The organism is Streptomyces sp. NBC_01723, from assembly GCF_036246005.1.
In the GTDB taxonomy this organism is placed as follows: Bacteria; Actinomycetota; Actinomycetes; order Streptomycetales; family Streptomycetaceae; genus Streptomyces.
In genome coordinates this window covers 2,170,950-2,187,181 of the sequence record NZ_CP109171.1, presented here as the reverse complement: position 1 = coordinate 2,187,181, position 16,232 = coordinate 2,170,950, and the positions used below count along the sequence as shown (strand labels likewise).

Annotated in this window: 18 protein-coding genes; 4 read left to right on the top strand and 14 right to left on the bottom strand. The window is 72.3% G+C overall.

Features of this window, described 5'->3' with window-relative positions; all coding sequences use genetic code 11:
* Positions 1 to 237: 237 nt before the first annotated feature.
* The 3 genes from OIE75_RS10365 to OIE75_RS10355 form a co-directional block, all read right to left on the bottom strand.
* On the bottom strand, positions 238 to 387 hold the full coding sequence (locus OIE75_RS10365) for a hypothetical protein (protein WP_307011548.1): 150 nt from the start codon (positions 385 to 387) through the stop codon (positions 238 to 240).
* Between the two features lie 63 nt (positions 388 to 450).
* Complete coding sequence (gene glnII, locus OIE75_RS10360) at positions 451 to 1,482, bottom strand: glutamine synthetase (RefSeq protein ID WP_329470438.1); 1,032 nt, start codon at positions 1,480 to 1,482, stop codon at positions 451 to 453.
* A gap of 162 nt (positions 1,483 to 1,644) precedes the next feature.
* Positions 1,645 to 2,103 carry a MarR family transcriptional regulator gene (locus OIE75_RS10355; RefSeq protein ID WP_329470436.1) on the bottom strand — a complete coding sequence of 153 codons (459 nt, stop codon included), beginning with the start codon at positions 2,101 to 2,103 and terminating at the stop codon, positions 1,645 to 1,647.
* 138 nt (positions 2,104 to 2,241) lie between these two features.
* On the opposite strand from OIE75_RS10355, the gene OIE75_RS10350 reads away from it, so the two are divergent.
* A complete protein-coding gene (locus OIE75_RS10350) occupies positions 2,242 to 3,114 on the top strand; it encodes an alpha/beta fold hydrolase (protein WP_329470435.1) in 873 nt (290 codons plus the stop codon).
* Between the two features lie 3 nt (positions 3,115 to 3,117).
* On the opposite strand, the gene OIE75_RS10345 is transcribed toward OIE75_RS10350, so the two are convergent.
* Together OIE75_RS10345 and OIE75_RS10340 are read right to left on the bottom strand one after the other, a co-directional pair.
* Positions 3,118 to 3,828, bottom strand: coding sequence for a hypothetical protein (locus OIE75_RS10345; protein WP_329470434.1), 711 nt, complete (start codon positions 3,826 to 3,828; stop codon positions 3,118 to 3,120).
* Positions 3,829 to 3,926: 98 nt separating this feature from the next.
* Complete coding sequence (locus tag OIE75_RS10340) at positions 3,927 to 4,301, bottom strand: arsenate reductase family protein (RefSeq protein ID WP_329470433.1); 375 nt, start codon at positions 4,299 to 4,301, stop codon at positions 3,927 to 3,929.
* A gap of 174 nt (positions 4,302 to 4,475) precedes the next feature.
* On the opposite strand from OIE75_RS10340, the gene OIE75_RS10335 reads away from it, so the two are divergent.
* A complete protein-coding gene (locus tag OIE75_RS10335; protein ID WP_125492994.1) occupies positions 4,476 to 4,790 on the top strand; it encodes a hypothetical protein in 315 nt (104 codons plus the stop codon).
* Between the two features lie 136 nt (positions 4,791 to 4,926).
* Here the strand turns inward: OIE75_RS10335 and OIE75_RS10330 are convergent, their stop codons facing one another.
* The 3 genes from OIE75_RS10330 to glnA all read right to left on the bottom strand — a co-directional run bounded on the left by OIE75_RS10330 (position 4,927) and on the right by glnA (position 8,043).
* Complete coding sequence (locus OIE75_RS10330; RefSeq protein WP_307011537.1) at positions 4,927 to 6,114, bottom strand: winged helix DNA-binding domain-containing protein; 1,188 nt, start codon at positions 6,112 to 6,114, stop codon at positions 4,927 to 4,929.
* An 89-nt stretch (positions 6,115 to 6,203) separates the two neighbouring features.
* Entirely contained in the window at positions 6,204 to 6,461 is a 258-nt protein-coding gene (locus OIE75_RS10325) for an SCO2583/SCO2584 N-terminal domain-containing protein (RefSeq protein ID WP_307011536.1), read from the bottom strand.
* Positions 6,462 to 6,633: 172 nt separating this feature from the next.
* On the bottom strand, positions 6,634 to 8,043 hold the full coding sequence (gene glnA, locus OIE75_RS10320) for a type I glutamate--ammonia ligase (RefSeq protein WP_122620485.1): 1,410 nt from the start codon (positions 8,041 to 8,043) through the stop codon (positions 6,634 to 6,636).
* A 220-nt stretch (positions 8,044 to 8,263) separates the two neighbouring features.
* Here glnA and OIE75_RS10315 point away from each other — a divergent pair, with 220 nt between their 5' ends.
* A complete protein-coding gene (locus OIE75_RS10315) occupies positions 8,264 to 8,731 on the top strand; it encodes an RDD family protein (RefSeq protein ID WP_122620486.1) in 468 nt (155 codons plus the stop codon).
* A gap of 106 nt (positions 8,732 to 8,837) precedes the next feature.
* On the opposite strand, the gene OIE75_RS10310 is transcribed toward OIE75_RS10315, so the two are convergent.
* The 4 genes from OIE75_RS10310 to lipB all read right to left on the bottom strand — a co-directional run bounded on the left by OIE75_RS10310 (position 8,838) and on the right by lipB (position 11,998).
* The gene (locus OIE75_RS10310) at positions 8,838 to 9,542 is read right to left on the bottom strand and encodes a DUF4191 domain-containing protein (protein WP_307011533.1); all 705 of its coding nucleotides are present in this window, start codon (positions 9,540 to 9,542) and stop codon (positions 8,838 to 8,840) included.
* An 80-nt stretch (positions 9,543 to 9,622) separates the two neighbouring features.
* The gene (locus OIE75_RS10305; protein ID WP_122620488.1) at positions 9,623 to 9,838 is read right to left on the bottom strand and encodes an SCO2195 family GlnR-regulated protein; all 216 of its coding nucleotides are present in this window, start codon (positions 9,836 to 9,838) and stop codon (positions 9,623 to 9,625) included.
* Between the two features lie 230 nt (positions 9,839 to 10,068).
* On the bottom strand, positions 10,069 to 11,022 hold the full coding sequence (gene lipA, locus OIE75_RS10300; RefSeq protein WP_122620489.1) for a lipoyl synthase: 954 nt from the start codon (positions 11,020 to 11,022) through the stop codon (positions 10,069 to 10,071).
* A gap of 175 nt (positions 11,023 to 11,197) precedes the next feature.
* Entirely contained in the window at positions 11,198 to 11,998 is an 801-nt protein-coding gene (lipB, locus tag OIE75_RS10295; protein ID WP_329470431.1) for a lipoyl(octanoyl) transferase LipB, read from the bottom strand.
* Positions 11,999 to 12,230: 232 nt separating this feature from the next.
* Between lipB and OIE75_RS10290 the strand changes: the two genes are divergently transcribed.
* Positions 12,231 to 13,697, top strand: coding sequence for a regulator (locus OIE75_RS10290; RefSeq protein WP_307011528.1), 1,467 nt, complete (start codon positions 12,231 to 12,233; stop codon positions 13,695 to 13,697).
* Positions 13,698 to 13,734: 37 nt separating this feature from the next.
* Here the strand turns inward: OIE75_RS10290 and OIE75_RS10285 are convergent, their stop codons facing one another.
* Together OIE75_RS10285 and OIE75_RS10280 are read right to left on the bottom strand one after the other, a co-directional pair.
* Positions 13,735 to 15,138, bottom strand: coding sequence for an NAD(P)/FAD-dependent oxidoreductase (locus OIE75_RS10285; RefSeq protein ID WP_307011526.1), 1,404 nt, complete (start codon positions 15,136 to 15,138; stop codon positions 13,735 to 13,737).
* Between the two features lie 173 nt (positions 15,139 to 15,311).
* Positions 15,312 to 16,214 carry a TIGR01777 family oxidoreductase gene (locus OIE75_RS10280; RefSeq protein ID WP_307011524.1) on the bottom strand — a complete coding sequence of 301 codons (903 nt, stop codon included), beginning with the start codon at positions 16,212 to 16,214 and terminating at the stop codon, positions 15,312 to 15,314.
* Positions 16,215 to 16,232: the final 18 nt, after the last annotated feature.

The following is a 16,232-nucleotide window of genomic DNA, read 5'->3' as shown; positions in this document are numbered from 1 at the left end:
GGCCGAAGGCCTGGGGTGTACGGCTTTCTAGCGGGCCGGCGCGATCGTCGCGCGGCAACACACCCGGTCGAAGTCGTCGTGCTGACGGGAAGGCCAGAAGGGCTCGAGGTCATGGCGACCCGTCGCTGCGTACTTCCGGAAGCTGGCCATGGGCCCATTGAAGCAGAAGGCGGCGCCGGGCAGGAGACTCCTCTCACTGCGTGGACGCGGACTGGCGTGAAGTATTCCCCGGCCGGATCATCCCTCCAGCCGTCTGCGCCGGTTCAGCGGGGTGAGGGTGATCGCGCGGCCCGGATCACCGTCCACCTCCGTGGACAGCCCGGACCCGGCGAACGCGCAGCCGCGGCAGCAGGTGAAGCCCTCCCGGACCGTGAGCCGCCATGGCACGCGACAACGCCGAGGGGCGCCCACCGTCGCGGTGGACGCCCCTCGGAAGCGGGCGGGGCCTGATCAGACCTGGCCGGCCTTCTCCAGCGCCGAGCAGCAGGTGTCGACGAGCAGGCGGGTCACCACGTACGGGTCGACGTTGGCGTTGGGGCGGCGGTCCTCGATGTAGCCCTTGCCGTCCTTCTCGACCTGCCACGGAATGCGCACCGAGGCACCGCGGTCGGAGACGCCGTAGGAGTACTCGTTCCACGGGGCGGTCTCGTGCAGGCCGGTCAGGCGGTCGTCGATGCCGGCGCCGTAGTTCTTGACGTGGTCGAGCGGCTTGGAGCCCTCGCCGAGCGACTCGGCGGCGGTGATGATCGCGTCGTAGCCCTCGCGCATGGCCCTGGTGGAGAAGTTGGTGTGCGCGCCCGCGCCGTTCCAGTCGCCCTTGACCGGCTTGGGGTCGAGGGTGGCGGAGACCTCGAAGTCCTCGGCGGTGCGGTAGAGCAGCCAGCGGGCCACCCACAGCTGGTCGGAGACCTCCAGCGGCGCCAGCGGGCCGACCTGGAACTCCCACTGGCCGGGCATGACCTCGGCGTTGATGCCGGAGATGCCGAGACCGGCCTTCAGGCAGTTCTCCAGGTGCGCCTCGACGACGTCACGGCCGAAGATCTCGTCCGAGCCGACACCGCAGTAGTAGCCGCCCTGCGCGGCCGGGAAGCCGCCCTCGGGGAAGCCGAGCGGGCGGGCGCCCTTGAAGAAGGTGTACTCCTGCTCGATGCCGAAGATCGGCTCCTGGGCCGCGAACCGCTCGGACAGCTCGGCCAGCGCGGCGCGCGTGTTGGACGGGTGCGGCGTCATGTCCGTGTCCAGGACCTCGCACAGCACCAGGACGTCGTCGCCGCCGCGGATCGGGTCGGGGCAGGAGAAGACCGGCTTGAGCACGCAGTCCGAGGAGCTGCCCTCGGCCTGGTTGGTGGAGGAGCCGTCGAAGCCCCAGACCGGCAGGGCGTCGAGACCGGCGGGAGCACCCGTGATGATCTTCGTCTTGGAACGGAGCTTGGCCGTCGGCTCGGTGCCGTCGATCCAGATGTACTCAGCCTTGAAGGTCACGGGGCCACATCCTTCGGGGTGGGTCTGGGCGCACTTGCGGGTGCTGCGGCGCTGCGGCACCGGGGCGCCGCGTCTACTGCGCAGCAGCGTGTCAACAGGCGATTTCCCGACCGTTGCCCATGTGTGAACCCCGTGTTACCCGGGGTGGGCGTGGCCCGTCTCTCACGGTGCGCGCCCGTCCTCGGCCGCCGCCTCGCGCACGCCGGCCAGGAAGGACCGGATCGCCGCGGTCTCCCGTCCGTCGTACCCGCGCAGCAGGTCCACCGCGCGCCCGATCAGCGGGCCGAAGTGGGCCCGGCCGAGGGTGACGGCCCGTTCGTCGACCTCGACGGTGACCCGGCGCCGGTCGCGTCCGTCGCGCACCCGCCGCACGTGGCCGGCCTTCTCCAGCCGGTCCACCAGCGCCGTCGTCCCCGCCGAGTTCAGCCCGAGCGCGGCGCCGAGGCGTCCGGCGGTCATCTCCTCGCCCGCCCGCGAGGCGTCCATCAGCGCGATCAGGGCGCGGACGTCGGTGGGGTGCATGTCGTTGCGTTGCGCGAACCGCGTGCTGTGCGCGCCCAGTTCGACCGCGACCGCGCGCAGCAGATGGACGATCTCCATCTCCGGTCCCTCGTCGGGCATCGGTCTTCCTCTCCCGCTCCCCGGCTCTCCGGGTTATTGTCTCGCCCGGCATGTATCTCGCTCCACGAGATAATATCGGAAACCTCGGAGAGTCTCGGAAGAGGCGGAGAGTCTCGAAAGAGTCAGGGGGCACCGCTCATGAGCGCGCGCGGTTCGTACGACGCCGGCCGTTTCCACGACGCCTACGACAAGGTCATGGCCAAGTGGCCGCCCGGGCGCGAGTCGGTGACCGTACCCACGCCCTTCGGCGAGACGTACGTCCATGTGACCGGCCCGGCCGGCGGCCCGCCGCTCGTCCTCCTGCCGGGCGGCGGCGAGGCGACCTCCGCCTCCTGGTACGCCCAGGCCGCCGAGCTGTCCCGCACCCACCGGGTCCACGCCGTCGACCTGATCGGCGCCCCCGGCCGCAGCACGCCGGCCGGCGACCGTCACCCCCGCACGGTCGCCGACCTGACCGGCTGGCTGGACGCGCTCCTCGACGGCCTCGGCATCCGGGCGGCCGCCCTGGGCGGGCACTCCTACGGCGCCTGGATCGCCCTGTCGTACGCCCTGCACGCACCCGACCGGGTACGCCGCCTGTTCCTCCTGGACCCGACCCAGTGCTTCGCCGGGTTCAAGGTGGCCTACCTGCTGCGCGCGGCGCCGGTGCTGCTGCGGCCGACTCCGCGCCGGACGCGTGCCTTCCTGGAATGGGAGACCGGTGCGACCCGACTCGACCCGGACTGGCTCGCCCTCCAGGAGGCTGCCGTCGGCTTCCCCGCCCGCCGTCCGGTGACCGGACCGCGTCCGGCGCCCGACGCGCTGCGCGGACTGGACGTGCCGGTCCTGCTGCTCCTGGCCGGGAACAGCAGGACCCATGACCCCGCCGGGGTGGCGGCCCGGGCGCGGGAGCTGCTGCCGCGCGTGGAGGTGGCCGTCCTGCCGGACGTGTCCCATCACGCGCTGCCGCAGGCCGCGCCGCCCGGGCTGGGCCGCCGCCTCAGCGAGTTCCTCGCCGGGCCGGGTGACTGAGCCTCACCCGACCTTCTCGATCAGCGCCCGCCGGATCAGGAACTTGCCCTCCTCCCGGACCTGTTCGAACGCGGCGTTGTTCAGCAGCGCGCAGCTGCCCGAGGCCGAGTTCACCTCCACCGTGGTGGACTTGCCGTTGTCGAGGTTGGTCACCTTGAGCTGGGTGCCCACGGGGAACTGGTTGCTGGAGGCGGCGGGTTCGCCGCCCTCGCCGGAGAGGGTGACGGTGGAGCCGTTGCACACCTGCTCACCCGCCTGCGCGCCACCGCCCGCCTGCTCCCCGGCCTGTTCCTCCCCGGCCTGCTGGCCGGCGTCCTGCCCGGCTCCCTCGCCCGCCTCCTGGCCCGCGTCCTGCCCGGCCGGCGGGGGCTGCGTCGCCTGGGAGTCCTGAGCCGACTCCCCGGCGGTGCATCCCGAGGCCTCCTGCTTGCGCTCGATCTCCGCGACGACGGCCTCGCGGTTGGCGATCCGGGCCTCGGACTGCGCGTCGGGATTGGCCCGCTGGCCCTCGATGAACCGCTGGTTGTTGCCGAGCGCCGTGGCCAGCCCCTGGCAGACGGTCGAGTCCTGCGCGGACTTGGTCTGCGCGTTCTGGTCGGTCGGCGCGGCGTTCGAGGCGTTCGCCATCATGAAGGCCCCGCCACCCGCCACCGCCGCGGCACTGACCAGCAGCGCGATCTTCTTCTTCGTGCCGAGAGTTCTCCTGCGCGACATGCGCGCCTCCTGAAGAGATAGGGGAGCGTACGCCGCTATGTACGAGATACCGAACGCGGTTACTCAGCAGTCACGCCGATTCGCGCACGTAACCTGCGTCACAGGCCGCCCTGTTCGTGCGCCAGCGCGTCACGCACCGCCTCGTCGGTGCGGCCCACCACGGCCGTTCCGTCGGTCGCCGTGATGATCGGGCGCTGGATCAGCTTGGGGTGCCCGGCGAGCGCGGTGATCCAGCGGTCGCGTGACGCCTCATCACGGGGCCAGTCCTTCAGGCCCAGTTCCCTGGCCGCGGCCTCCTGGGTGCGGGTGATGTCCCAGGGCTCGAGGCCGAGACGGACGAGCACCTGACGGATCTCGTCCTCGGTCGGTACGTCCTCCAGGTAGCGGCGGACGGTGTAGTCGGTGCCCTCGGCGTCGAGCAGGCTGAGCGCGCTGCGGCACTTCGAGCAGGCCGGATTGATCCAGATCTCCATGCCGGACACGGTAGCCGAGGGCTTCCGAAACCCGTTCTCCCCGTCCGTCACAGCAACCCCGAAAGCCCTTGTGGCCAGGGGCTTTTGTCAGTGGGGGGCGGTAAAATAGAAGCAGTGTTCGAGGGTGTCGCCGGGTGGTCCGGACGGCGCCCTGACCGCGACAGGAGGATGCCCGTGCCCGCTGCCGCACTGAAGTCGAAGCCGTTGCCCACCCAGTCCACCGCCAAGCGGCCCGTCCAGCTCGACCTCCCGTACGCACCCGTGGAGAAGCGTCCGCTGCCGGCCGGCCGCCCCCGCGAGTGGTACGTCACGCACAACCGCCGGCTCAAGGCGATGCGGCTCGCCATCGCCCTGCTCGACTCCGGCGTCTACCTGCCGAACCAGGCGCGCAACGAGAGGATACGGAGCGCTGCGCTGACGATCGGGGTTCATCCGCCGTCGGACACCACGTGCCACATGGTGCGGGCGTTGATGCGGTACTCGCGGTGAGCCTGGCGCCGGGTGCCGTCCGTTGTGCGGTGCCCGGCGTCGTCGTTGCCGTCCCTGGGGGCTGCCGCCCCCAGACCCCCGCCTCGGCCTGAACGGCCTCGTCGTCGAACGCCGGACGGGCTGAGGTTGCCCGGAACTACGCCGACAGCTCCCGCTCCAGCGGTGTCCTGAAGCGCGGTGTGATCCGGGTCGTGCCCACCCACGAACCCAGCCGCTCCGCCTCCGCCCGGATCGCGGACTCCGCCTCGCGGCCGACCCCCGCGCCGTCGAGCACCCGCCAGACGATCTCGCCGTCGGGCCGCTGGGCCCAGCCGCCGATCACGCGGCCGTTCCACCACACCGTCGGCCCCACGTTCCCGCTTCTGTCGAACAGCGCCGGCCGCAGCTCGGGAGCGAGGTACCAGTCCCGCTCCCGCCAGCCCATCGCCGTCGGGTCGAGGCCGGGCAGCAGCGCCGCCCACGGCTCGGCCGGGCCGGACACCGGACCGGCGTCACCGGCGGCGACGTACCCCGTGCCCTCGTCCAGCGCCACCGCCTCAGCCCCGATCGCGGCCAGCGCCCGGCGCACCTCCGTCACCCGCCACCCCGTCCACCACTTGAGGTCGTCCTCGGTCGCGGGCCCGCACGCCGCCAGCCACCGGCGCAACAGCTCCGCCTGCGCCTCGCCCGGATCCAGCTCGGGATGCTCGGGCGCCGGCGCCCAGCGGAACTGGCTGGACGTCCACGACCCCAGCGGACGGCCCCGGACGACCTTGCCCTCCACGCCCAGCACCCTCAGCAGGCGGGTGGAGACGGTGTGCACGCCCTCGTAGCTCTTCCCGGCCGCGTACACGAACCGCTCCTTCAGGCGCGGCTCGTCCCGGGCCAGCTCGGCAGCCGTGGCCTGGCCGCGCCGGGCCAGCGCGGACAGGGCCGACTCCTCGACCTCCGCCAGCCAGGCCGCGTCCGGCGCCCCGGCCCCGGCCATGTCCTTGAGCAGCGCGGCCCGCTCCCGGGCGGCGACGGTGCGGCCGGTCGAGGCGTGCACGACCGCGGTCAGCTCCGCCGGGAACACGAACACGGTGTGCCGCATGCCGTGCATCCGGACCAGCGTCCCGTCCTCGTACAACGCCCGTTCCGTCGCGCCCACGGTCTTCGCCGCGTCCGTCAGCCGTGCGCCCACGGCCAGGTGCACGGTGGCGGGGTCCGTGCCGTGCAGCGCGACCAGAGCGGCGGCGACCTCCTCCGGGCTCGCCGCGCGCGCCGACGCGGTCAGCCGCTGCCGCAGGGCCAGCCGGCCCCGCCGCTCCGCCGCCCCGATGTGCCGCCGCCCGCCGTCACCCATGCCTGGCCCTCCGCCCGTCCGTGCAGCGTCCGCGTACGCCCATCCTGCCCGGACCCACTGACAACGGCCCGCGCCCGAACGCGCAGCCCCTAGGGCACCCGGAAGTTGATGTACCCCAGCAGGACGATCACCGCGGCCACGCAGCCGAGCACGATGACGGTGGACACCCAGGACGACCGGCGCGGCGAGCCCACGTGGTCGGGGTCGCCGCGGAACGGGACCGGTCCGGGAGGGTTCTCCTTCCAGCGCGCGGCGAGCATCCGGGCGCGCGCGGAGGGCTCCTTGTGCTCGGCGCCGTCCGCCCACCGGAGGTCGAACTCGCGCTCCTCGTCGTCCCGCTCAGCCATCTCCGGCACTCTCCCCGTCCCCCTGATCCGAACCCGACTCGAACAATCGTGTCACTGGACATGATTCCGGCCCCGGTCCGCGCTGTGAAGGGTTTTCGGCCACGGACGAAGGCGCCCCCGCCCCCCGGAGAACGGGGGACGGGGGCGCCGGACGGCTCGGCCGTCGAGTCGATCACACGTCGAAGTACAGCTCGAACTCGTGCGGGTGCGGACGCAGCTGCAGCGGGGCGATCTCGTTCGCCCGCTTGTAGTCGATCCACGTCTCGATCAGGTCCGGCGTGAAGACGTCGCCCTGGAGGAGGAACTCGTGGTCGCCCTCCAGGCGGTCGAGGACGGCGCCGAGGGAGGTCGGGACCTGGGCCACGTTGGCGTGCTCCTCGGGAGCCAGCTCGTAGAGGTCCTTGTCGATCGGCTCGGCCGGCTCGATCTTGTTCTTGATGCCGTCCAGGCCCGCGAGCAGCAGGGCCGAGAAGGCCAGGTACGGGTTGCCGGAGGAGTCCGGGGCGCGGAACTCGACGCGCTTGGCCTTCGGGTTCGAGCCGGTGATCGGGATACGCATCGCGGCGGAGCGGTTGCGCTGCGAGTACACCAGGTTGATCGGCGCCTCGAAGCCCGGGACCAGGCGGTGGTAGGAGTTCACCGTCGGGTTGGTGAAGGCCAGCAGCGACGGGGCGTGCCGCAGGATGCCGCCGATGTAGTAGCGGGCGGTGTCGGACAGGCCGGCGTAGCCCTGCTCGTCGTAGAAGAGCGGCTCGCCGCCCGACCACAGCGACTGGTGGACGTGCATGCCCGAGCCGTTGTCACCGAAGATCGGCTTCGGCATGAAGGTCGCCGTCTTGCCGTTCTTCCAGGCCACGTTCTTCACGATGTACTTGAAGAGCTGGAGGTCGTCGGCCGCGGCGAGCAGCGTGTTGAACTTGTAGTTGATCTCCGCCTGGCCGGCGGTGCCCACCTCGTGGTGCTGGCGCTCGACCTTCAGGCCGGACCGCTCCAGCTCCAGGGAGATCTCGGCGCGCAGGTCGGCGAAGTGGTCGACCGGCGGGACCGGGAAGTAGCCGCCCTTGTAGCGGACCTTGTACCCGCGGTTGTCCTCCAGGGCGCCGGTGTTCCAGGCGCCGGCCTCGGAGTCGATGTGGTAGAAGGACTCGTTCGCGCTGGTGGCGAAGCGGACGGAGTCGAAGACGTAGAACTCCGCCTCCGGGCCGAAGAACGCCGTGTCGGCGATGCCGGTGGAGGCGAGGTAGGCCTCGGCCTTCTTCGCCACGTTCCGCGGGTCGCGGGAGTACTGCTCGCCTGTGATCGGGTCGTGGATGAAGAAGTTGATGTTGAGCGTCTTGTCCCGGCGGAACGGGTCGATGCGCGCGGTGGACAGGTCCGGGCGCAGGGACATGTCCGACTCGTGGATGGCCTGGAAGCCGCGGATCGAGGATCCGTCGAAGGCCTGCTCGTCGTCGGGGTCGAACGCCTCGGCGGGCAACGTGAAGTGCTGCATGACGCCCGGCAGGTCGCAGAACCGGACGTCGACGAACTTGACGTCCTCGTCCGCGATGTACTTCTTGGCGTCGTCGGCGTTCTGGAACATCCAGCTCCTCCTACTCCCGACCGTCCCGCCGGGGTGGTAGATCGTTCGTGCGGCCAGTGCGGGTGGCACACGCTTCCTCGACCCTAGGGACGGGTGATTTCTCTAACGTGACCCGTTTGTTTCGCAGAAGTTAACCGGCTCCGCATCCAGCCTAGGTCCGATCGGGGCCCGCCACACCCCGCCGTCCCCGGTACGTATACGGGCGCAGTACCGTGTTCGGGTGGACAACAGGCAAGCAATCGGATCGTGGCTTTCCGGGCCGCGCGCGGCCATCGAAGAGTCCGGCGCCGACCTCGGATACCGGGGGGAGCAGCTCGGTCTGCCCGAGGAGGGACCGGGCTCGATCGCCCGCCCGGGCAGGCGCATCGGCGCCCTGGCCGTCGACTGGGCCCTGTGCCTCCTGATCGCATACGGCCTGATCACGGACGGCTACGACCAGGCGACCGGCAACTGGGCCCTGCTGATCTTCTTCGTGCTCAGCGTGCTGACCGTCGGCACGGTCGGCTTCACCCCGGGCAAGCGCCTCCTCGGCCTGCGCGTGGTCGACCTGGCCACCGGCCGCCCCAGCCCGGTGCGCGCCCTGCTCCGCTCGGTCCTGCTGTGCCTCGCCCTTCCGGCGCTGATCTGGGACCGCGACGGCCGCGGCCTGCACGACAGGCTGGCGCGCACCGTGGAGATCCGCATCTGACCCACGCGACGACGCCGGTACGGCGACGGGGCGCCCGAATCGAATCGGGCGCCCCGTCGCCGTACCGGCGTCTCAAAGTCAAAGTCCTGCGGGAGGTCCTACGGGATCAGCGCTGCCTCGGGTTGCCGCCGCGGGGCATGCGCATGCCCTTGGGCATCGGGCCCTTGGGCAGCGGCATGTTGCTCATCAGGTCGCCCAGCGCGCGCAGCCGGTCGTTGGTCACGGTGACCTGCGGGCCGGACAGGACGCGGGGGAGCTTGAGCATGGTCGTGCGCAGCTTCTTCAGCTCGACCTGGCCCTCGCCGGTGCCCACCAGCAGGTCGTGCACGGGCACGTCGGCGACGATGCGGTTCATCTTGCGCTTCTCGGCCGCGAGCAGGGACTTCACCCGGTTCGGGTTGCCCTCGGCGACCAGCACGATGCCGGCCTTGCCGACCGCGCGGTGCACGACGTCCTGGTTGCGGTTCATCGCCACTGCGGGGGTGGTGCTCCAGCCCCGGCCGATGTTGTCCAGCACGGCCGCCGCGGCACCCGGCTGTCCCTCCATCTGGCCGAAGGCCGCCCGCTCGGCCCGGCGCCCGAAGACGATCGCCGTCGCGAGGAAGGCGAGCAGCACGCCCAGGATGCCGAGATAGATGGGGTGACCGACCAGGAAACCGATCGCCAGGAAGACACCGAAGACGACGATGCCGACACCCGCGAGCACAAGACCGATCTTCTTGTCGGCCTTGCGGGTCATCTTGTAGGTCAGAGCGATCTGCTTCAGTCGCCCTGGATTCGCAGCGTCCGCTGCCGGTTCCTTCCTCGCCATGGCACGAAGTCTACGTGGCCCCGAAAGCGCCGACGACGGCAGTGTCCGGCGGGGGGCGGGGAGGAGAGGCCGGGCGAGGTTCAGGGGCGGCCGACGACGGACTGACCGAGCACCCGCTCCGTCTCGATGCGCTCCTTGGCGCGGCGGCGGTCCTCCAGCACGGAGGTCCAGGCGTTGCGCCGGGCGGTGCGCTGGCCGCTGCTCATCAGCAGCGACTCGACGGCCCGCAGCGCGGTGGTGAACGACGGGATGGCGGTGGCGCGGACGGCGGTGGGGCGAACGGGTGCGGCCTGCATGGTGGAGGTCCCCCCTCGGTACGGCTCCGGGTACGGAGACGGGTGTACGTGGTGTGATTCCAGGGTCACTGACTGGTGTTACCAGGGCGTGACCCGCCGGTCAAACGGACGTGAAGCCGTGATGCCGGGCCCCGGAACGGGCGCGGCCCCGACCGGTGTCCTCATCTGCGAGGACGGTCGGGGCCGCGGAATCTCGGCCATTACTGGCGAGTAGGGCCTTGTGCGTGAATTCACACGGTGGCGGAGTGACGCTGCTCCATGGCCATGCCGTAGAGCCGCCCCGCCCGGTAGGAGGACCGGACCAGCGGGCCGGACATCACACCGGAGAAGCCGATCTGCTCGGCCTCCTCCTTCAGCTCCACGAACTCGTGCGGCTTGACCCAGCGCTCCACGGGGTGGTGGCGCACCGAGGGGCGCAGGTACTGCGTGATGGTGATCAGCTCGCAGCCGGCCCCGTGCAGCTGCTTCAGTGCCTCGCTGACCTCCTCGCGGGTCTCGCCCATGCCGAGGATCAGGTTGGACTTGGTGACCAGGCCGTAGTCACGGGCGTCGGTGAGCACCTTCAGCGAACGCTCGTAGCGGAAGCCCGGGCGGATGCGCTTGAAGATCCGCGGGACGGTCTCGACGTTGTGCGCGAAGACCTCGGGGCGGGAGTCGAAGACCTCGCGCAGCAGTTCCGGCACCGCGTTGAAGTCGGGGGCGAGCAGCTCGACCTTGGTGCGGCCGGCCTCGCGCTCCGCCGTCTGCTGGTGGATCTGGCGCACGGTCTCGGCGTACAGCCAGGCGCCGCCGTCGGGCAGGTCGTCACGGGCGACGCCGGTGATGGTGGCGTAGTTCAGGTCCATGGTGACCACGGACTCGCCGACGCGGCGGGGCTCGTCGCGGTCGAGCGCCTCGGGCTTGCCGGTGTCGATCTGGCAGAAGTCGCAGCGCCTAGTGCACTGGTCGCCGCCGATGAGGAAGGTCGCCTCGCGGTCCTCCCAGCACTCGTAGATGTTGGGACAGCCGGCTTCCTGGCAGACCGTGTGCAGGCCCTCGCCCTTCACGAGGTTCTGCATCTTCGTGTACTCGGGGCCCATTTTCGCCCGGGTCTTGATCCACTCGGGCTTGCGCTCGATGGGGGTCTGGCTGTTGCGGACCTCCAGGCGCAGCATCTTGCGTCCGTCGGGTGCGACTGCGGACACGACCGGCTCCCTAGCGTTTGATTCTTCGGCGCCTTTAAGCGTACGCCCGTTGATTTGAATGCCCGGCGAGGGTGCTGGCCTGCCGAGGGCTGCCGCCCCCAGGCCCCCGCTTCCGGCCTGAACCGCCTCGTCCCCCAACGCCGGACGGGCTGGATTTATGCCCCCGGCACCGGATTCATGCCGCCGGCGCCTTCTCGATCACCCGGGGCTTGAGGTCGGCGTTCTCCAGGACGTCCCGCAGGTGGCGCTCCGTCACCGGGAGGACCTCCTCGATGGTCACGTCGCGGCCGAGTTCGCCCGCCAGGGAGGCGACGCCCGCGTCGCGGATGCCGCACGGGATGATCCGGTCGAACCACTTGTTGTCGGGGTTCACGTTCAGCGCGAAACCGTGCATGGTGACGCCCTTGGCGACCCGGATGCCGATCGCGGCGATCTTGCGGTCCTCGCGGCGCTGGCCGGCGTTGGACGGGGCGTACTCGGGCCCGTTCATGCGGGGGTCGAACTCGTCGTCCGTCAGACGGGGGTCGAAGTCCAGGGAGAGGCCGCCGAGCGCCGGGCGGTGCTCGACCGCGTCGCCGAGCACCCACACCCCGCTGCGGCCCTCGATCCGGGTGGTCTTCAGGCCGAACTCCGCGCAGGTGCGGATCAGGGCCTCCTCGAGGCGCCGTACGTGCGCCACCACGTCCACCGGGCGCGGGAGCTTCTGGATCGGGTAGCCGACCAGCTGGCCCGGCCCGTGCCAGGTGATCTTGCCGCCGCGGTCCACGTCGATCACGGGCGTCCCGTCCAGCGGGCGCTCGCTCTCCTCGGTGCGCCGGCCGGCGGTGTAGACCGGCGGGTGTTCGAGGAGCAGCACGGTGTCGGGGACCTCGTCGGCGAACCGCGCGGCGTGCACCCGGCGCTGCTCGTCCCACGCCTCCTGGTACTCGACGCGTTCGGCATCGAACCCCATTCGGACGAACCGCAGCTCACTCACGGCAAGTGCCTCCCTGGAAGGTCGTCAGGCACGAACCGTGCCCAAGCCACTGTACGACCGCCCGCTCGCCGTCAGCCGGGCGGGCAATCCTCACACGATCGGATGAATGCCACGCGAAGCCTGCGATCGGGTGCTTACTCTCCGCTACATTCACGCCGTTCACGAGGCCATAATGGCTGCTCACAGGCGCTCCGGGCATATCGGCCCGGAAGGCAGGAGACCGCACCGCACCATGACGGAACGACCCGCGCAGCGCACTCCCAACCGCCAGCTCGCCGCGCTCATCGCCGAAGCGGGGTTTTCGAACGCGGGTCTCGCGCGTCGCGTCGACCAGCTCGGACTCGAACACGGCCTGGACCTGAGATACGACAAGACGTCCGTCACCCGGTGGCTGCGCGGCCAGCAGCCCCGCGGCACCACCCCGGCGCTGATCGCCGAGGTCTTCACCCGCCGCCTGGGCCGCCGCCTCACCGCCCAGGACCTCGGCCTGGACGCCTGCGCGCCGGTCTACGCCGGGCTGGAGTTCGCCGGGAGCCCCGACGAGGCCGTCGACATCGTCGGCGGCCTGTGGCGCAAGGACTCCGGCAGCCACGCGGAACTGCGGAAGATCGCCTTCACCCCGGCCGGGCTCGTCGTGCCCAGCCGGGACTGGCTGATCGGCCGCGCCGACGAGAGGGTGGCCCGTGCCGAGGTGCCCCTCCGTATCCCGGCGCAGGGCCGCCCGGCGACGCCCCGGCTCCCGGCCATTCCCCTCGAACCGTCCCGGCGCAGGGCCCCGGCCGACCGCGGCCCCGGCCAGAAGGTCACCGGCGGCGACCTCGCCGCACTGCGCTCGGTCGGCGAGCTGTTCCGCAGCCTGGACGACCGGTACGGCGGCGGGCACGCCAGGCAGGCGCTGGTGCGGTACCTGGAGCACGAGCTGGAGCCGATGCTGCGCGGCACCTACGGCGAGCAGACCGGCCGGCGCCTGTTCGCCGCCGCCGCGGACCTCACCCGGCTCGCGGGCTGGACGTCGTACGACATCGCCGCCCACGGCCTCGCCCAGCGCTACTTCGTGCAGGCGCTGCGGCTGTCGCAGGCGGCGGGCGACCGGGCGTACGGCTCGTACGTGCTGGTCACGATGAGCCGCCAGGCCGTCTACCTGGGCCACGGGCGCGAGGCCGTGCAGCTCGCGCGGGTGGCTCAGCAGGGCGTCGGGACCTCCGCGCCGCCGGTGGTGCAGACGCTGCTGCACGCCGCCGAGGCGCGGGCGCACGGTCTGCTCGGCGAGGTGCGGGCGTGCACCGCCGCCCTGGTGCGGGCCGAGCGGGCGCTGGAGACCGCGCGGCCGGGCGACGAGGTGCCGCACTGGGCGCGCTTCTTCGACGAGGCACAGCTCGCCGACGAGTTCGGCCACTGCCACCGCGACCTCCAGCAGTTCCGCGCCGCCGCCCAGCACGCGGAACGCTCACTGCAACTGCGCGCCCCCGTCTACGCCCGCAGCCGGCTGTTCTGCCGGGTGGTCCTGGCCACCGCCCGCCTCGGCCTCGGTGAACTCGACCAGGCCTGCCAGCTGGCCGCCGAGGCGGCCGGGCAGGCGGCCGAGATGCGCTCGGTCCGGGCCGCGGAGTACGTCCGCGACTTCGAACGCCGCCTGGAGCCGTACCGGGACGCGGCCCCGGCACGCGGGTATCGCGACAAGGTCGCCGCGCTGAGCTGACCACCCGGCCATAGGGGCCTGTCCGACCGGACAGGCCCTACGCCGCGCGCGCCGACCCCACGGACTCCGCCGAGTGCATCGGCCGGCCCGCGCCCAGGTCCGTCAGGATGGCCGCCGAGGCGCGGTGGCCCGAGTGCAGGGCGCCCTGGACGGTGCTGGTGTCGCGGTGGTCGCCGCAGACGTAGAGGCCGGCCAGGAGCCTGACGGGGCGGCGTGGGTCGTGCGGGGGGCGCATCGCGGGGACCGCCTCGGGCGTGTGGTGCACGGCGAGGGTCTCCCAGCGGGTGGTGGAGGTGCCGTAGAGGCGGGACAGGTGGATGCGGACGGCGGTGTCCACGTCGGACGGGGCCGGGCCGAGGACCGTCGAGGAGACCAGGGCGCGACCGGCCGGTGCCCTGGTCGGGTCCACGTGGCTGACCACCGCCGTGTGGGCGACCGGACCGCCCCGGTCGGCGTCGAGCAGCAGGGACGTACCGGTCGTCGGGGGTTCGTCGGTGGTGTGGTGCACCACCGTCACGGGATGGAAGTCCGGCACCCGCAGTCCCGGCAGCAGCGCGGCCGCCGCGCGGGCGTCCGTCGCCACCAGGACGGCACGGCAGCGGATGACCCCGTGCTCCGCGGTGGTCACGGCGTTGGTGGCGACCGAGGTGACCCGGACGCCGGTGTGCACGGTGCCCGGCGGCAGCGAGCGGGCCAGGTGCTCGGGCAGAGCCTCGGCGCCGCCCTCGGGCAGAGCCAGCCGCCCGGCGGCGAAGGCGCGCAGCGCGAGGTCCGCGCACCGGCTGGAGGTCGTGAGGTCCGGGTCGCACAGCAGGGCGGCGAGCAGCGGACGCAGGAAGCCGTCCACCGTCCGTGCGGGCACTCCGCGCGCGGCCAGTGCCCGGGCGGCGGGCAGCTCCGGGCGGGCCAGCAGCCGTTCCACCGGGGTGCTCGCGAGCCGCGACAGCGCGGCGCCGAGCCGGGCCTGGTCGACGGCGGTACCGAGCGGCGCGCCGGCCCGGACGCGGGGCGTGGGCGCGGGCCTGCCGTACGCCCTAGGAGAGCCGACCGTGCGCCGGGGCGCGGGGATCGACCGAGGGGCGCTCGCGAGGGCGCGCACCGCATGGAGTGCGCCCCTTGCGCCCCGTACACCCGCCGGGGCGCCCGCGCGGTGGTGCCGGCCCTCGCTGTGCAGCAGGACCCCGGGGGCGAAGGGCAGCAGCGCGAGGCCGTCGAGCCCGGGGGCGCGGCGCAGTTCGGGACAGGCCGTGGACAGCAGCTGTCCGATTCTGTCGAGCCGGAATCCGTCGACCTTCTCGGTCGCCTGCCTGCCGCCCACCGCATGGGCGGCCTCCAGGACCGTGGTCGTCACTCCTGCGCTGGTCAGCCGATGCGCCGCGGCGAGTCCGGCGATGCCGGCCCCCACGACGACGACGTCCGCCTGGTACGCGGGCTCAAGCACGTGCCCCTCCTCGAGGTTGCGCGGCCGCTGGAGACGTCATGCCCCCAACCGCCTTGAGGGATACCCGAGTTCGAGACGAGGTTAGGTCCAGAAATCGTCAAGAGGAGTCGCGCAGGGACAGGGCACGGTCGCACGGCGGTCGCATAGCGGCGCGGAGTGGTCACATCCGCACCTCACAGCGCCGCCCGGATCGCCCCGTCGATCTCCGGGAACGCGAACCGGAACCCCGATTCCTGGAGGCGGGCCGGCAGGACCCGGGCGCTGCCCAGGACGTCGCCGGCCATCTCGCCGAGCGCGGCGCGCAGTACCGGCGCGGGCACCGGGAAGGGCGTCGGGCGGTGCAGCACCCGGCCCATGGCCACGGTGATCTCACGGTTCGTCAGCGGCTGCGGGGCCGTCAGGTTGAACGGTCCCGACAGGTTTTCGTGGTCCAGCAGGTGCCGGATCGCCGCCACCTCGTCGTGCAGCGCCACGAAGGACCAGTACTGGGACCCGTCGCCCAGCCGTCCGCCGAGCCCGGCCTTGAACAGCGGGAAGAGCCGCCCCCAGGCCCCGCCGCCGCCGGAGACGACCAGCCCCGTCCGGGTGAAGACGGTCCGTACGCCCGCCTCCTGGGCGGGCGCCGCCGCGGCCTCCCACTCCACGCACAGGGCCGGCAGGAAACCCTCACCGGCGGGCGCGCTCTCGTCCACCGCCCGGTCGCCGGTCTCGCCGTAGTAGCCGATCGCGCTGCCGTTCACGAAGACCCGCGGCGGCCGTTCCATCGCCGCGACGGCCTCGGCGAGCGCCGTCGTGCCGTGTACGCGGCTGCTGCGGATGCGTGTCTTGTACGCGTCGGTCCAGCGGCGGTCGCCCACCCCGGCGCCGGCCAGGTTGACCACGGCGTCGCAGCCCGCGAGCCCGGCCGCGTCCACCCGCCCGTTCTCCGGGTCCCAGCGGACCTCGTCCGCGCCGCGGGGCGTACGGCGTACCAGCCGCACCACCTCGTGTCCGTCCGCGGTCAGGGACCGCACCAGGGCGCTGCCGATGAGACCGGACGCGCCGGCCACCACGATGCGGGAACGTTCCAAGTCCATGCGCCCATCCTGCCGGGT

What these genes read in the sequence shown, in the direction of transcription:
- OIE75_RS10355 (WP_329470436.1), bottom strand. Translation starts at nt 2,103, where the DNA reads ATGCCCGACGAGGGACCGGAGATGGAGATCGTCCATCTGCTGCGCGCG.
- OIE75_RS10350 (WP_329470435.1), top strand. Translation starts at nt 2,242, where the DNA reads ATGAGCGCGCGCGGTTCGTACGACGCCGGCCGTTTCCACGACGCCTAC.
- OIE75_RS10345 (WP_329470434.1), bottom strand. Translation starts at nt 3,828, where the DNA reads ATGTCGCGCAGGAGAACTCTCGGCACGAAGAAGAAGATCGCGCTGCTG.
- OIE75_RS10340 (WP_329470433.1), bottom strand. Translation starts at nt 4,301, where the DNA reads ATGGAGATCTGGATCAATCCGGCCTGCTCGAAGTGCCGCAGCGCGCTC.
- OIE75_RS10330 (WP_307011537.1), bottom strand. Translation starts at nt 6,114, where the DNA reads ATGGGTGACGGCGGGCGGCGGCACATCGGGGCGGCGGAGCGGCGGGGC.
- OIE75_RS10325 (WP_307011536.1), bottom strand. Translation starts at nt 6,461, where the DNA reads ATGGCTGAGCGGGACGACGAGGAGCGCGAGTTCGACCTCCGGTGGGCG.
- glnA (WP_122620485.1), bottom strand. Translation starts at nt 8,043, where the DNA reads ATGTTCCAGAACGCCGACGACGCCAAGAAGTACATCGCGGACGAGGAC.
- OIE75_RS10310 (WP_307011533.1), bottom strand. Translation starts at nt 9,542, where the DNA reads ATGGCGAGGAAGGAACCGGCAGCGGACGCTGCGAATCCAGGGCGACTG.
- OIE75_RS10305 (WP_122620488.1), bottom strand. Translation starts at nt 9,838, where the DNA reads ATGCAGGCCGCACCCGTTCGCCCCACCGCCGTCCGCGCCACCGCCATC.
- OIE75_RS10290 (WP_307011528.1), top strand. Translation starts at nt 12,231, where the DNA reads ATGACGGAACGACCCGCGCAGCGCACTCCCAACCGCCAGCTCGCCGCG.
- OIE75_RS10280 (WP_307011524.1), bottom strand. Translation starts at nt 16,214, where the DNA reads ATGGACTTGGAACGTTCCCGCATCGTGGTGGCCGGCGCGTCCGGTCTC.